At 66.2% G+C, this 15,511-nt stretch carries 13 protein-coding genes; 8 read left to right on the top strand and 5 right to left on the bottom strand.

Features of this window, described 5'->3' with window-relative positions:
- Positions 1-20: 20 nt before the first annotated feature.
- Positions 21-1,328, bottom strand: a complete 1,308-nt coding sequence (locus tag CupriaWKF_RS20280) for an HlyD family efflux transporter periplasmic adaptor subunit (protein WP_276103335.1) — start codon at positions 1,326-1,328, stop codon at positions 21-23.
- A gap of 592 nt (positions 1,329-1,920) precedes the next feature.
- Here CupriaWKF_RS20280 and CupriaWKF_RS20275 point away from each other — a divergent pair.
- Both CupriaWKF_RS20275 and CupriaWKF_RS20270 read left to right on the top strand, forming a co-directional pair.
- On the top strand, positions 1,921-2,970 hold the full coding sequence (locus CupriaWKF_RS20275; RefSeq protein WP_276102556.1) for an aldo/keto reductase: 1,050 nt from the start codon (positions 1,921-1,923) through the stop codon (positions 2,968-2,970).
- Positions 2,971-3,182: 212 nt separating this feature from the next.
- The gene (locus tag CupriaWKF_RS20270; protein WP_276102555.1) at positions 3,183-6,338 is read left to right on the top strand and encodes a transglycosylase domain-containing protein; all 3,156 of its coding nucleotides are present in this window, start codon (positions 3,183-3,185) and stop codon (positions 6,336-6,338) included.
- Here CupriaWKF_RS20270 and CupriaWKF_RS20265 read toward each other — a convergent pair.
- Positions 6,311-6,562, bottom strand: a complete 252-nt coding sequence (locus tag CupriaWKF_RS20265; RefSeq protein WP_276102554.1) for a GlsB/YeaQ/YmgE family stress response membrane protein — start codon at positions 6,560-6,562, stop codon at positions 6,311-6,313. The genes CupriaWKF_RS20270 and CupriaWKF_RS20265 overlap by 28 nt on opposite strands.
- A gap of 119 nt (positions 6,563-6,681) precedes the next feature.
- A complete protein-coding gene (locus CupriaWKF_RS20260; protein ID WP_276102553.1) occupies positions 6,682-8,238 on the bottom strand; it encodes a methyl-accepting chemotaxis protein in 1,557 nt (518 codons plus the stop codon).
- 230 nt (positions 8,239-8,468) lie between these two features.
- On the opposite strand from CupriaWKF_RS20260, the gene chrA reads away from it, so the two are divergent.
- A complete protein-coding gene (gene chrA / locus CupriaWKF_RS20255; RefSeq protein WP_276102552.1) occupies positions 8,469-9,737 on the top strand; it encodes a chromate efflux transporter in 1,269 nt (422 codons plus the stop codon).
- A 10-nt stretch (positions 9,738-9,747) separates the two neighbouring features.
- Here the strand turns inward: chrA and CupriaWKF_RS20250 are convergent, their stop codons facing one another.
- A complete protein-coding gene (locus tag CupriaWKF_RS20250) occupies positions 9,748-10,971 on the bottom strand; it encodes an MFS transporter (RefSeq protein WP_276103334.1) in 1,224 nt (407 codons plus the stop codon).
- A gap of 243 nt (positions 10,972-11,214) precedes the next feature.
- Positions 11,215-12,483: an IS256 family transposase gene (locus CupriaWKF_RS20245; RefSeq protein WP_276098122.1), complete on the bottom strand. Its 1,269-nt coding sequence runs from the start codon at positions 12,481-12,483 to the stop codon at positions 11,215-11,217.
- A 229-nt stretch (positions 12,484-12,712) separates the two neighbouring features.
- On the opposite strand from CupriaWKF_RS20245, the gene CupriaWKF_RS20240 reads away from it, so the two are divergent.
- The 5 genes from CupriaWKF_RS20240 (at position 12,713) to CupriaWKF_RS20220 (ending at position 15,506) form a co-directional block, all read left to right on the top strand.
- Positions 12,713-12,898: a hypothetical protein gene (locus tag CupriaWKF_RS20240; RefSeq protein WP_276102551.1), complete on the top strand. Its 186-nt coding sequence runs from the start codon at positions 12,713-12,715 to the stop codon at positions 12,896-12,898.
- 184 nt (positions 12,899-13,082) lie between these two features.
- The gene (locus tag CupriaWKF_RS20235; RefSeq protein WP_276102550.1) at positions 13,083-13,400 is read left to right on the top strand and encodes a hypothetical protein; all 318 of its coding nucleotides are present in this window, start codon (positions 13,083-13,085) and stop codon (positions 13,398-13,400) included.
- A gap of 28 nt (positions 13,401-13,428) precedes the next feature.
- Entirely contained in the window at positions 13,429-13,761 is a 333-nt protein-coding gene (locus CupriaWKF_RS20230) for a hypothetical protein (RefSeq protein ID WP_276102549.1), read from the top strand.
- 93 nt (positions 13,762-13,854) lie between these two features.
- On the top strand, positions 13,855-14,892 hold the full coding sequence (locus CupriaWKF_RS20225) for a TRAP transporter substrate-binding protein (RefSeq protein ID WP_276102548.1): 1,038 nt from the start codon (positions 13,855-13,857) through the stop codon (positions 14,890-14,892).
- Between the two features lie 92 nt (positions 14,893-14,984).
- The gene (locus CupriaWKF_RS20220; protein WP_276102547.1) at positions 14,985-15,506 is read left to right on the top strand and encodes a PPC domain-containing DNA-binding protein; all 522 of its coding nucleotides are present in this window, start codon (positions 14,985-14,987) and stop codon (positions 15,504-15,506) included.
- Positions 15,507-15,511: the final 5 nt, after the last annotated feature.

Genomic DNA, 15,511 nt, shown 5'->3' with positions numbered 1-15,511 from the left:
TACTACCCTGGTTGATCGCCTCAGATCAGGCTGCGCAGCCAGGAGCGGTCCAGGCTGACCTTGGCCCAGTGGCCCAGCGCGCAGCGGTCGGTCTGGTGCGTGCCGGTTGCGGGCAGGTCTGGCAGCGGCTTGTCGAGGCGGGCGATCAGGTACACCTCGTTCTTCTCGATCGGCGGGAACGGTACGAAGTAGCGTGCCTGGTCGCCGTCCGGCGCGCGCGGCAGGACTTCGGCCACCGAGCCCGGGACCGGCGCGGGTACGCCATCGACCTTCACCGTGACGCGCGCGCCCGGCAGCAGGTCCTTGCTCAGGCTGCGCGGGAACACCGCGACCACCCGGGGCTGGCTGCAGTTGGTCGTGCGCATCAGCGTGGCGCCGGCCGCGACGCGCGTGCCCGGGGGCGCCAGCACATCTTCCACCACACCGCCCGTATATGCCTTGATTTCCAGGTTGGAGACGCGCTCCAGCCGATCCTGTTCGGTGCTGACCATCTTGTCGACGGACTCGCCGTACTCCTGGAGCTGGGTGATCTCGGACTGCGTTTGGGCAATGCTGGCGCGCAGTTCGTCCTGGCGCTGCACCAACGCGCCGACGGCGCCGTCCGCGCTGCTCATGTAGACCTTGCTGCGCGCGGCCTCGCTGCTGCCGCGCGCGCTGTCCAGCTCCGCCTGGATGGCATCGCGCTGGCCGGACAGCACGGTCAGCTGGTTGCGCGACGCATCGGTATAGGCCTGGCTGACCGCGCCGGCCCACTGCATGGCCTGGTTGCGGTTGACCACGTCTTCCTGCTGGTCGATCTGCTGGCGTGCGACGGCCAGCTTCGCTTCAATGCCCTTCACGCGCGCAGCGTGTTCACGCTGGGCCGCTGACTGATAGCGCTGGATTTCCTGGCCAGTTGACGCCAGACGGGCCTGGTCCGAAGCCAGCTTGGCCTTGGCAGCCTCCAGGCGTGTCCGGTTGTCGAGTTGCTTGCCGGTCAGTTCCATCAGCAGCGCGCGGTCGAGGTTGGAGTTCTGCAGCGTCATCAGCGGCTCTCCGGCCGCGAAGGAGCCGCCCACGGCGACCGCCTGGCGGGTGATGACGCCTTCGACGGGCGTGGTCACGAGATTCACGGGGCTGTTGACGACGGCGCGTTCCGAGGACCGGTTGAACACCGGGGGAAACATCACCGACAGGATGACCCAGATGATGAAGGCGACCATGCCGTAGCTGGCCAGGCGCGGGGCGATCTGCCATAGCGGACGCAGGCCGATCTCGCGGCTTCGTCGGCGCACCAGCGCTTCTTCCTGCCGCGTCAGGCGCGACTGCGGCATCTTCGACGGCAGCATGGTTTTCTTCGGGTCGGGCTTCTCGGGCTTCTTGTCCATGGCTTCCTCAGGCAAATAAAGGTGGTCCGCGCCGCCCCGGCAGGCACCGGGCAGCATGGGCAAGCGCTCTCCCCGCGCGTTGCCCACAGGCTGGCGCGCAAGCGCAGTCATCCCCCAACACATTTTTTATGCATCGCGTCCCGGCGCATCGGCGCGGGACTGACCTGCGTATCGGACCGGGCAAGCCGGCCCTGGAGTTGCCCGCGTCATCACCGCAGTGAATCGTGCGAGTGAATCGTGCGAGCAGGAAGAGCGAGGCGCGAACGCCATTGATCCCCGGACATGCTGCATTGCCACGTTGTTGCCCGGAGCGTTTCAAGGCTATGCAAGTTGCCGCATGGATGCTGTAAGAATGTGTAAGGACTGCATGTCACACCACTTATCGCGGCGCAGATCGCCGGCACGATTCATGATGAACATCGCTTGCGCGGATGCGATGGGTATTTCATATCGACGGTCTGCGCGTTTCGCGCAATCGCGGCAAAATGCAAGGCTGGCACACCGCCGCGAATGCCATCAGTCCGGACATCGATCCGCCAACCAGGAATCTTTCATGCCTGCAATTGCCACGCCCGACATGCCATACCGCCGCCTTGGCGCCAGCAACCTCAAGGTCTCGGCGCTGTGCCTGGGCACGATGATGTTTGCCGACCAGACCGACGAAGCCGAAGCGGCGCGCATTGTCGGCAGTGCGCGCGAGCATGGCGTCAACTTCATCGATACCGCGGACGTCTATAGCAAAGGCGCATCCGAGCAGATGGTCGGACGCCTGCTGCTGGCCGACCGGCACGACTGGATCCTTGCCACCAAACTGGGCAACCCCATGCAGCGTGGCCCCAACCATTCGCACTATTCGCGCGTGTGGATCCTGCGCGAAGTCGAGGAAAGCCTGCGTCGGCTGGCGACCGATTATCTCGACATCCTGTACCTGCATCGGGACTACGCCGGCGAGAACCTCGAAGAAGCGGTGCGCGCGATGGGCTATCTCGTGTGCGCGGGCAAGATCCGCTACTGGGCCGTGTCGAACTTCCGCGGCTGGCGTATTGCCGAGATAGCACGGCTGTGCGACCAGCTCGGCGTGCCGCGCCCCGTGACCTGCCAGCCGTACTACAACCTGCTCAATCGCATGCCGGAAGTGGAAATCCTGCCGGCGTGCGAACACTACGGCCTCGGTGTGGTGCCGTACAGCCCGGTTGCGCGCGGCGTGCTCACCGGCAAGTACCAGCCGGGCCAGGCGCCCGCCACCGGCACGCGCGCGGGCCGCGCCGACCGCCGCATGATGGAGACCGAGTTCCGCGAGGAGTCGCTGCTCATCGCGCGACAGCTCAAGACGCATGCCGAGGCGCGCGGCCTTACGGCGGGGCAGTTCGCCACGGCCTGGGTGCTGGCCAATCCCATCATCTCGTCGGTGATCGCCGGGCCGCGTACGCTGGCGCAGTTCGAGGATTATTTCGGCGCGCTGAACGTGACCATCTCGCCGGAGGAAGAGACCCTGGTCGACAGCCTCGTCACGCCGGGCCATGCTTCGACACATGGCTACAACGATCCGAATTACCCGTTCGGCGGCCGGCCGGTACGCGTCGCCGAGGCGCCATCCGCCTGACGCCAGCGCGCAAGTGGACGATGCGTGGCCCGCCGCCGGCGATGCTTTGTGGCAACAGTCGCGCAACGCGCCACGCTCCTACAGCGCTGCGCGCCTGTTCCTACTAATATTCAGTTAAGGCGGGTTCGCGCAAGCGGCCCGCCGCCCTTGCACTCGGGACCGGCGTGAAGACCGCGCCGAGAGTGCCGCTAGAAGAACGGGATGGCCAAAACGTGGCACGACGTGGCTGGATCTTCGCTGGCTTGGCGGTCGCCCTCTGTGGGGGCGGCTATGTCGTTGTCAGCCTCATTTCCAATGAAGTGCGCAATTCGCAATGGCAGGCGCGTTATCTCGGGCGCTTTGCCAGCCAGCTGACCTACGAGGTGCAGCCTGGCGCCAGCGACAGCATCCGCTTCCCGCATTCCGGGCCGTACGACGACCGCATGGGCTATGGCCGCCTCCCGCTGTTTGCGCAGCGGCTTGGCAAGCACGGCTACGTGCCCGCGGAACAGGCACGCATGTCGCCCGAAATGGTGCGCCTGATGGATCAGGGCATCTTCCCGCCGTATCGTGAAAAGAACCAGGCCGGCCTGGTGCTGCGCGACTGCAATGGCATGACGCTGGCGTTCGAGCGTTATCCGCAGCGCCAGTACGACGACTTTGCCGCGGTGCCGCCGGTGCTGGTCAGCGCGCTGCTGTTCGTCGAGAACCAGGGACTGCTCAATCCCGAGTATCCGAGCATGAACCCCGCGCTGGACTGGAAGCGGCTGTCGCGCGCGGTGATCGACCGCGCCATCCGGCTGGCCGACCATTCGCATGATTCGCCGGGCGGCAGCACGCTCGCCACGCAGATCGAGAAGTACCGGCACTCGCCGGAAGGGCGCACCCAGTCGGTTCCCGAGAAATTCCGGCAGATGGCATCGGCATCGCTGCGCGCCTACCTGGACGGGCCTGATACCCAGCGGGCGCGCGAACGTATCGTGGTCGACTACCTCAATACGGTGCCGCTGTCCGCGCGGGTCGGGTTCGGCGAGGTCAATGGCATCGGCGACGCGCTGTGGGTCTGGTACGGCGAGGACTTCGGCGAAGTCAATCGCCTGATGAAGCAGATGGACCCGCGCGCCCCGACCGCGCGCGAGGCGCAAGCCTTCAAGCGCGCGCTGTCGCTGGTGATCTCGCAGCGCCGCCCGTCCTATCACCTGCGCCGCGACGACACCAACCTCGACGCGCTCACCGGCAGCTACCTGCGCCTGCTGGCCGCCAACGGCATCATCACGCCGGAACTGCGTGATGCCGCGCTGCAGCAGCCCCTGGACAAGGCCGCGCCGCCGGCGAAGCCGGAACAGCAGCCCTTCGTCACGCGCAAGGCGGTCAACCGTGTGCGGGCCGACATTGGCCGCCTGACCGGCGTGGACAGCCGGTACGACATGGATCGGCTGGACCTGACCGCGGACAGCACCATCAACCGCGAGGCCCAGCGCGTGGTCACGGATACGCTCCTGAACATGAGCGACAAGAACGTCGCACACGCCATGGGGCTGTACGGCCACAATCTGCTGCGCGAGCAGGACGATCCGTCCAAGCTGATGGCGAGCTTCACACTGTTCGAGCGCGTCGGCAATGCCAGCGTGGTGCGCGTGCAGGCCGACAACATCAACCAGCCGTTCGACATCAACAGCGGTGCCCGCCTGAATCTGGGCTCGACCTCCAAGCTGCGCACCCTGGTCACGTACCTGGAGATACTCACTGAACTGCATGCGCGCTATGCCGGCATGAGCAAGGAACAACTGGCCGGCATCAAAGTGGCCAAGCCGGACGCCCTGAGCCGCTGGGCGATCGATTACCTGTCCAAGGCGCGCACGCCGCAAGACCGCACGCTGGCGGCCATGCTCGACGCCGCTATGGAACGCAAGTATTCGGGCAGCCCTGGCGAGGGCTTCTATACCGGCGGCGGGCTGCAGAGCTTCACCAACTTCGAGCGCTGGGAGGGCGAGCGCATCATGACCGTGCGCGTGGGCTTCCAGCACTCGGTCAACCTGGTGTTCATCCGCATGATGCGCGACATCGTGCGCTATGAGCTGTTCCACGGCAACGTGGACATGAGCGACATCTTCGAAGACCGCAATTCGCCCGAACGGCGCGTCTACCTGGAGCGCTTTGCCGACCAGGAGGGCAGTGCCTACATGACCGGCTTCTACCAGCGCTACCGCGGCAAGGACGCCGACCAGCGCCTGGCGACGCTGCTGAGCCGCGTGCGCGTGAGCACGCCGCACTATACGGCGGTGCGCATGTCGGTGACGCTGCTCAGCGTGCGCCCGGACCTGGACGAGGAAAGCTTCGAGCGCATCATGCGCTCGCACATGACGGCCAGACAACTCGCCGGCGAGGACCTGCCGGCGCTGTACAGCAAGTACGGCCACGACAAGTTCAACCTCAATGACCGCGGCTACCTGTCCCGCGTCCATCCGCTCGAACTATGGATGGTCGAATACATGGGCACGAACCCGGACGCCACGCTGGCGCAGATCCTGCACGACAGCAAGGATCAGCGCCAGTACGTGTACCGCTGGCTGTTCCGCTCGCACAGCAAGTACGGGCAGGACAACCGCATCCGCACGCTGCTGGAACAGGAGGCCTTCCAGCGCATCGCCAAGCGCTGGCAGCGGCTTGGCTACCCGTTCGATTCGCTGACGCCATCCTATGCCACCGCGATCGGTGCGTCGGGCGACCGCCCGGCCGCGCTCGCTGAACTGGCGGGCATCATCCTGAGCGGCGGCATGGCAACGCAGACCGCGACCGTGCGCAGCCTGGACTTCGCCGCGAACACGCCGTATGCGAGCCGCTTCGTGCTGCAGCCGGAGCCGGGCAAACGGCTGTTGCCGACCGAGATAACGGACCTGGTGCGGCGCTCGATGCTGGATGTGGTGGAGCGCGGCACGGCCAAGTCGATTGCCGGCGCCTTCGTGGCGCCGGGCAAGGGCGGCGCGCCGATTCCGATCGCCGGCAAGACCGGCACCGGCGACCAGCGCTTCCAGACCTATGGCCCCGGCGGGCGGCTGATCTCGTCGCGTTCGGTGAACCGCTCGGCCACGTTCGTATTCACGCTCGGCGAGCGTTTCTTTGGCACGGTGACCCTCAATGTGACCGAGCCTTATGCCGGGCGCTACAGCTTCACCAGCGCGCTGGCGGTGCGGGTGCTGCGCTACCTCGCGCCGCAGGTGGCGTCGATGGCCATGCCGGGCGGCGACCAGGCGCTGCTGCGCTGCCGTGACTGGCCGCAGGAGATCCGCCTGCCGCGGACCGAGGCCCAGGCGCCGCCGCCGGAGGGCGCCACGGCCTCGGCGGACGTCATGAAGGTGGATCAGCCTTTGCGGCGCACCATGCCGTAAAGCACGAGCAGCACGATCGCGCCGAGCACCGACGCGATCCAGCCGGCGGGTTGGCCCGGCTGGTACCAGCCCAGCCCGCGGCCCACGAACCCCGCCGCCACCGAGCCCAGTATGCCCAGCAGGATCGTCATGATCCAGCCCATCTTGTCGTCGCCGGGCTTGATGGCCCGCGCGATCAGTCCCACGATAAGGCCAACGAACACGGTGCCTAGGAATGCCATCATGATGTGCTCCTGCGCGTGTAAGGGATCGAGGCGGGTGGTCGGTCGCCGACGCTGTCCGCTGCGATCCATGATACACGCGGCCACGGCAGGTGGCATGGCCGCGCCGGCTGGCCGGGCGCTCAGCCGCCGGCCAGCCTGAACTGCCCCACGGCGTGGTGCAGCGCGGCGGCCTGGTCTTCCAGCGACGCCGCGGCGGCGGCGGCTTCTTCGACCAGCGCGGCGTTCTGCTGCGCCATCTGGTCCATCTGCGACACCGCCTGGTTGACCTGCTCGATGCCTCCGGTCTGTTCCTCGGTGGCGGCCCGCATTTCGCCCATCAGGTCGGTGACGCGCTTGACCGCCTCGACGATCTCGTCCATGGCCTTGCCGGCGCCTTCCACCAGCACCGCACCGTCTTCCACGCGCTGCGCCGAGTTGCCGATCAGCGCCTTGATCTCCTTGGCCGCGGTGGCGCTGCGCTGCGCCAGCGTGCGCACCTCGCCGGCCACCACGGCGAAGCCGCGGCCCTGTTCGCCGGCGCGCGCCGCTTCCACCGCGGCGTTCAGCGCCAGGATATTGGTCTGGAACGCAATGCCCTCGATCACGGCAATGATGTCGACCACCTTGCCGGACGCTGCCTTGATGTCGCCCATGGTCGTCACTACCTGGCTGACGATGCCGCCGCCGCGCACGGCGATCTCCGACGCGCCTTCGGCCAGGCGGCTGGCCTGGCGGGCATTGTCGGCGCTCTGGCGCACGGTGCTGGTGAGCTGCTCCATGCTGGCCGCGGTTTCCTGCAGCGAGGCCGCCTGTTCCTCGCTGCGGCGCGACAGGTCGGAATTCCCGGCGGCAATCTGCTTGGCCGCGCCGGCGATCGAGTCAGCCGAGCCGCGGATGCTGCCGATCGCGCCGGTCAGGCGCGACTGCATCTGCTGCATGGCGTACAGCACGCTGTGCTCGTCACCCGGACGCACCTCGACCGCGGTGGCCAGGTTGCCCTCGGCGATGCGCGCGGCGATCTGCGACGTGAGCGCCGGCTCGCCGCCGAGCTGCTTCTGCAGGCTGCCGGCCACCCGCAGCATGACCAGCGTCATCAGCGCTCCCACGCCAAGCAACAGGCCGAGCGCCTTGTACAGCGAGAGGCGGAACTCGGCGCGGATGTCGTCCAGGTACAGACCGGCGACGAAGTTCCATTCCCATGGCCGGAAGTTGGCCACGTAGCTGAGCTTGGGCTGCGGTTCCTCGGCGCCGGGCTTGGCCCACAGGTATTCGACGAAGCCCTTGCCCGGACCCTTGCCGATGTCGGCCATCTCGCGGAAGAGATAGGTGCCGTTGGCGTCCTTCGTGTCCTCCATCTTCTTGCCGTTCATCTCGGGCTTGAACGGATGCATCAGCACTTCGGTGTCGGTGCGCATCAGCGTGAAGTAGCCGTCGGCGCCGAAGCGCATGGCGCGCACGCGTTCCACCGCCTGCTGCTGGGCTTCGGCCAGAGTCATCTTGCCGGCTTTTGCCAGGGCTTCGTAGCCGGCGACCACCGAGATGGCAGTCTCGGTGACGTGGACCAGGTCCAGGCGGCGCTCCTCCATGCGCAGCGCGCGCATCTGCCAAGCATTCCACAGCGTGATGCCGAGCAGGCACACCCAGCTCAGCACCAATGGCAGCAAGAGCTTCTTCCTCAGACTCATGTTTTGCAGCATTTCCTTCTTTCCTCCATATGTTCGGTGTAGTCGGACTTTTGGCGCCCGTCACCGCCATATCGGCGACCCCGTGCCTAACTTAATTGGGGTAAAACCTCCATGGACCCGGAAGGTCTATTCGGCTTGTCGGATAAGTGCGTGCATCGTCACGAAGTCGGACACGGTCTTCGCCTACAATCTGCGGCGGTCCGCCGCGTGCGGAGCGCAAACAGCCCCGGCAAGGAGAAGGCATGGCAGCAACGCCGCGCAACCAGATGACGCAACCCGATGCGATCGACAGCAGCGAAGGAGGCAGCAAGGAAGGCGATAGCGGTACGCACCATCACGGTGCTCTGTCGGTCTTCCTGGTGTTCCTTCGACTGGGGCTGACCTCGTTTGGCGGGCCGGTGGCGCACCTGGCGTACTTCCGCGAGGAGTTCGTCACGCGCCGGCGCTGGATGAGCGAGCGCGCCTACGCCGATCTCGTTGGCCTGTGCCAGTTCCTGCCCGGCCCGGCCAGCAGCCAGGTTGGGCTGGCGCTCGGGCTGTCGCGCGCCGGCTATGCTGGCGCGCTCGCGGCATGGACAGGCTTCACGCTGCCATCCGCGGTGGCCATGATCCTGTTCGCGCAAGGATTGTCGGCCTGGGGGACCGGCGTGCCGGCGGGGCTGCTGCATGGTCTCAAGCTGGTGGCCGTGGCCGTGGTGGCGCAGGCGTTCTGGGGCATGGCGCGCAGCCTGTGCCCGGACACGCTGCGCGTGACCATCATGGCGGTGGCAGCGTGCCTGGCCGTGGCGGTGCCGGGGCCGTGGATCCAGGTCGCGGTCATTGCCGTGACGGCGATCGCCGGCCTCGTGCTGATTCGCCCGCAAGCGGAGCGCGCGCATGATCCGTTGCCGATGCCCGTGAGCCACCGCGCGGGGCTTGCCGGCCTGGTGCTCTTTGCCGTGCTGATGGCCGGCCTGCCGCTGCTTGCGCGGCATGCCGGCGCGGGCGGCTTGCCGATGTTCGACGCGTTCTTCCGTGCCGGTGCGCTGGTGTTCGGCGGCGGCCACGTGGTGCTGCCCCTGCTCGACGCGGCCGTAATCCCCACGGGATGGGTCGGACGCGATGCCTTCCTGGCCGGCTACGGCGTGGTGCAGGCCATGCCTGGCCCGCTGTTCACGTTCGCCGCCTTTCTTGGGGCTGCCATGCACATCGAGCCGTCCGGGTGGGCCGGCGGGCTGCTGTGCCTCGTGGCGATCTTCCTGCCCGGCATGTTGCTCGTGGTTGGTGTACTGCCGTTCTGGGAAAGCCTGCGCGGGAGCCTGCGCGCCCAGGCGGCGCTGGGTGGCGTGAATGCCGGCGTGGTCGGCCTGCTGCTGGCCGCGCTGTACCAGCCGGTCTGGACCAGCGCGGTCCATGCGCCGCTAGATTTCGGGCTGGCCGTGGTCGCGCTGGTGGCACTGGTGTTCTGGCGGCTGCCGCCGTGGCTGGTGGTGGCGGTGGCCGCGGTGGCCGGGTGGGCGACGGGGCTGTAGCACCTGCCCGCTATCGCTCGGGCTCGACGCGCCGGAACGCGCGTAACAGGGCCAGGTCATAGCCGATCTTGAGCACGCCGCAGGCCACCAGCGGGGCTGCGGCCCAGCCCGTTGCCAGCATCGCCCCGGCCAGGGTGGGGCCGAGCGCCGCGGCCAGGCTTCTCGGCACCGCCGTGATGCTGGCGGCCGCCGGGCGTTCGGGCGGCGTCACCACGGCCATCACGTAGGCGGTGCGGGTCGGCACATCCATCTGGGACAGCGCGCTGCGCACCAGCAACAGGATCAGCGCAGGCAAAAGTGCTGGGGCCATGGCCGCGGCAATCAGGCACAGGCTCGACGGGATATGCGTGAACACCATGGTGTTCAGCAGGCCGAAGCGGCGCGCTACCGGCACGGCCACGAGTTGCGAGCCCGCCGACAACAGCCCGGCCCAGAAGAAGAACCGGCCCGCGTCGCCTGGCGACAGGCCGAAGCGCTGCATCAGCCAGAGCGACAGCAAGGCATTGACCACCAGCCCGCCGGCAAAGGCATCCACGCTGAACAACAGCGCCAGGCGCATGACGATGCCGCGCGATGCGCCCAGCGGCACGCGTGTGGCATCCGCATGCGGGTCGCGTGCGGGCAGGCGGGCATAGAGCCACCACAACGCGCCGCCCGCCAACGCGTATAGCACGAACATCGCGCGCATGGCGCCGAGTGGCGCCAGCATGCCGCGCGCTGTGGCCCACCCCGGCAGCGCTGCCGCCAGCGCGCCGAAGGCCGATGCCAGCGAACCGCTCAGGCTGTAGCGCGCAAACAGTGCGGTGCGCGCCTGCGGGCCCGCCGCATCCGCCAGGCGCGCATGTTCGAGCGGCAGGAACAGGCTGACATCGCCGGAGCCGGGATTGATGGTGCCGACGAAGGCGACGATGACCAGGGGCCACAGCGACGAGAGCCCGGCAAAGCCGATGCCGGTCGCCACCATCAGTGCCGCGGCCAGCGTCAGCATGCGCCGCAACGGATAGCGGTGCCCGAGCATGCCGACCAGGATCGTCGCGAGCGCGGACCCTGCCAGCGTGGCGCTGCCGATCAGGCCGACGGCGAGTGGGTCGAAGCCGAGCGCCAGCAGGTACGCCGGCAGCAGGACGGCGACAAAGCCATCGCAGATGCCGCGCAGGGCGCGGCCCGCCAGCAGCGTGATGGCTACCGGATCGGCACCCGGCGGCAGGATGATGCTGGCGAGCCCGGTGCGCATCGGCGTAAGTCTTGGTCGTTCATGGACCGATGGTAGGACTGCCATCGGTGTGTCTTCAATACTGCAGTGATCTCTACAAAACCCGGTGTGTCAGGTTTTTTTGGTTCTTCGCGATTGCGGGAAGGGGGAAGGGGGAAGGGGGAAGGGGGAAGGGGGAAGGGGGAAGGGTTGGGTTTGTCGTGCTTGGCGCCTGCCAAGCAGGAGGTGTCAGGAATTTTGTGTGCTGAGGTCGGTTAAAAAATCTCAGCTCATGGCGGAGGTGAATCGCTCGCCAAACAGAATGGCGAACTGATTGACTGCTTGCCGCCAGGTGATAGGTGGCATCTTCCAATCCTTTTCGATGTTGCGCAAGGCCAGATACAGCAGTTTGCTGGCGGCCTCGTCGCTGGGGAAGTGGCCGCGATTCTTGACGATCTTGCGCAACTGCATGTGCATGCTCTCGATGGCGTTTGTCGTATAGATGATTCGACGCACCTCAGGCGGATAGACGAAGAAGGGAATCACCTGTTCCCATTGGCGCTGCCACATGGCCGCGACGGTAGGGAATTTGCGTCCCCACTCACTTCCCGCAAAGGTGTCGAGCGCTGCGGCCGCCGCCTCGGCCGTGGCGGCCTGATAGATCGGCTTGAGCGCGGCAGCCAACGGCTTACGGTCCTTCCAGCTCGCCAGATTCAGCGAATTGCGGATCAGATGCACGATGCAGGTCTGGATTTGCGCGGCCGGATAGACCGCCTCGATCGCCTCGGGGAAGCCGCGCAAGCCGTCGACCACCGCGATCAGGACGTCGTGCAAGCCGCGGTTCTTCAGTTCGTTGAAGACCTTCAGCCAGAACTTGGCGCCTTCGGTTTGCTCGATCCACAGACCTAGCACTTCCTTGCGGCCGTCGGCGCGGATGCCCAGCGCCAGATAGACCGCCTTGTTCTTGACCGTGCCTTCGTCGCGAATCTTCAGTCGTAGCGCGTCAAAGTACACGATCGGATACATGGCCTCGAGCGGGCGTTGCTGCCATTGCTCGACGTCAGCCAGCACCTCGTCGGTGACCGTGGAAATCAGATCGGGCGATACCTGCAGCCCGTACAGCTCCAGCAGATGGCCCTGAATCTCGCGCACGCTCATGCCGCGCGCATACATGCTGATGACGTGGTCGTCGAAGCCAGGCAGCCGGCGTTGATACTTGCCGACCAATTGGGGCTCGAACGTCGCCTGCCGATCGCGCGGAATATCCAGATTCAGCTCACCGTTGGGCGTCAGGACCGTCTTGGGGCTGGTGCCGTTGCGGTGGTTGCCGGTCTTGCCTTGCTCGGCCTCGTTATCCAGATGGTGACTCAACTCGGCGGCGAGCATACGCTCGGCCAACTGCTTCTTGAGCTGGCCGGCCAAGCCCGATTCGCCCAGGATCGACTCGGCATCCTTGCTCTGCACCTGGGCCAGCAGTTGATCGATCAGCTCATCGGGAAACAGCTTCGGTGCCTTCGGGTTCTTGCTCTTCTTGTTCACTGTCGTGTCGGTCATTGGACGTTTCCGTAATCGTCTCATGACCTCGGCACACTAAAAATCTGACAGGCTCGCCAAGCAGGGCAACCCCCTCCATACCTCCATCGAAGAACATTTTTTTTCCCGCGATGTACCGTCAGCACCATCCCTGTCAGCAGGTCTTCAAAAACTGCCCTACGCTGGAACCTGGCACTCCAGACGCAGTTCCGCCCCCCGGAGGTGCACTGGAATCCCTGCAGGAGGAACCATGTCGGTCAAACTCAGGTGCTGGTCGGAAGATGGCGAAGAAGTCATCGACGTGCCCGGTGCCGCGCTCGCCGCGCAGGTCGAGCAGGCCGCCGCGCAACATGCGACCGATGTACCCCAGCCCCCGGCGGAGTTCACCAAGTGGACGATGCCCGATGATCCAGACCGCTACGCTGACTTCGCGTAGCCCTGGTGGCGCCCGGCGCATACCGCCGGGCGCAGTCCCACTCAACGCTTCCACCTACCCTCCCCGCTCAGGAAAGGCTGATATCTCGCTTTATGCATAGGACGCGGCGACGCGTTTTCATATGCTTCGGTCATCGCGCTGCACCCCTCTCAAACGCAGCGAGAACGCAGACCAGGAGACATCCATGCCTTTGTTCCTTAATGAAGTCTGGCTTGGCGACATCAAGCCCGACCTGATCGAAGAGGCCGTGACCTTCTTCGGCAACCTGAGCGTCGGCACCAAGCCCGACAACCTTCCGCCCGACCTGCGCATGATCGCCGGCCCCTGGCTCTCGGCCGAGGAGGCGAAGGTGATGTTCATCTTCGAGATCGACGACCCGTCGACCATGTTCGATGCCTACGCCGAGCGCGTGGTCAGCGGCCTGTTCGCGCGGCGCAAGCTGACGCTGCTGTCCGGCTGGGACCAGATGAAGGCCTATACCGACCGCGTGGCAAGCGCCTGACCCCGACATCGAAACCAGGAGAACGAACATGCCGAAGTTTTTCAATGAGGTGTGGCTGCGCGATATGTCGCCCAGGACCATGCAGGGAGTCGTGGACTTCCTCGGAAACCTGCGCAACGGCGTGCGCCCGCATAACCTGCCCGGCGACCTGAAGCTGCTGGCAGGTCCGTGGCTGTCCAACGAAGAGGCGAAGGTCTACTTCGTGTTCGAGATCGACGACCCGACCGAGACCTTCGAGGCCTTTGCCGAGCGCGTGGCCGACGGGCTGTTCCTGAAGCGCCGCCTGACGCTGATCCAGGACTGGGACGGCGCGCGCAGCTTCTCGAAATACCTTAGCGGCCGGCAGCTCAAGGCGGCATAGGCAAGGCAGGCACCACCTGCCACGGGCGGCCCCGGCGGCCGCCGCCGCGCGACAGCGCAGCACACTACAAGACCAGACCGCAGGAGACAAACAATGAGCGGTATCAACAGCGGGCGCCGCCTGGCGCTCAAGCAGGGTATTGCCCTGGCGGCGGCCTCTGCCGCCTCTGGCCTGATGATCCACAGCCCCGCGCGTGCGGCGGAGCAGACCTACAACTACAAGCTCGGCATCGCGCTGGACGCGACCCACCCGACCACCGTCAACCTGAGCGCCGCCGCGGCCGAGATCGCGCGCGCCTCCAGCGGCCGCCTGAACATCCGCGTGTTTCCGAGCAGCCAGCTCGGCAGCGATACCGACATGGTGTCGCAGGTGCGCTCGGGCGCCATCGACCTCGTCAGCACCGCCGGGCTGATCTGGGGCACGCTGGTGCCGGCGGCCTCCGTGAGCGGGATCGGCTTTGCATTTCCGGGCTACGAGCAGGTCTGGAAGGCCATGGACGGCGAACTCGGCGCGCATATCCGCGGCGCGTTCGCGAAGGTCAACCTGATGCCGCTGCCGAAGATCTGGGACCATGGCTTCCGCCAGGTCACCAGCAGCAACCGGCAGATCAACACGCCGCAGGACCTGAGCGGCTTCAAGATCCGCGTGCCGCTGAGCCCGGCGCTCACATCGATGTTCAAGGCATTCGGCGCGGCGCCGGCCGGCATCAACATGGCGGAAACCTACACCGCGCTGCAGACGAAGATCGTCGACGGGCAGGAGAACCCGCTGACGATCCTGGGCACGCAGCGGCTCTATGAGGTGCAGAAATACTGCTCCCTGACGTCGCACGTATGGGACGGCTTCTGGCTGGTCGCGAACCTGCGCACGTGGAATGCGCTGCCCGAGGACTTGCGCCAGCTCGCCGCCACCACCTTCGATACCTATGCGCTAAGGCAGCGCCAGGCCGTGGATGCGCTCAATACCCGCCTGCGCGACGAGCTGAAGGGCCGCGGCATGGTATTCAACCAGCCTGACGTGAAGGCCTTCCGCGACTACCTGAGCCAGGCCGGGTTCTACCGCGACTGGCAGAAGAAATTCCCGGCCGAGACCTGGGCGCTGCTCGAAAAATACGCCGGCAAGCTGGTCTAGCCGCAACGCCTTTGTTCAATCGGCATCCGCTGGCCGGTGGCCTTCCGCCACCGCCGTGGCGGCGCTCACACTCTAAAAAATCTGGAGACATCATGGCATTCATCGCGCGCGTGGCATCGCTCATCACGCTGGGCCTCACCCTTTCCTGCATGGGCGCGCACAGTGCCGCGGCGCAGGAGGCCAAAGGCAAGTACATGAAGACGCCGACCGGCTACCTGATGGTGCTGCGGCACGGCGACAACGTGCTGCAGAACCTCGAACAACTGGCGCGGGAAGAGAAGATCCCGAGCGCCAGCTTCGTCGGCATCGGCTTCATGTCGGAGGCGACCTTCGGCTTCTATGACTTCGGCCGCAAGCAGTTCGACCCGAAGACCTACCGCAATGTCGAGATGGCCAATATGACCGGCTCCATCGCCTGGAAGGAGGGCAAGCCTTCGATCCACGCGCACGGCACGGTGACGGACGGCACTTTCCAGGGTGCCGGCGGCCACCTGCTCGGACTGACCGTGGGCACCGGGTCGTGCGAGATCACGGTCACGGTCTACCCGCAACGGCTGGAGCGCTTCGTCGATCCCGAAATCCAGGCCAACGTACTCGGCTTGCCGCAGCAATGACGGAG

The organism is Cupriavidus sp. WKF15 (assembly GCF_029278605.1).
Taxonomy (GTDB): Bacteria; Pseudomonadota; Gammaproteobacteria; order Burkholderiales; family Burkholderiaceae; genus Cupriavidus.
This window is presented reverse-complemented; position numbering and strand designations above follow the sequence as displayed.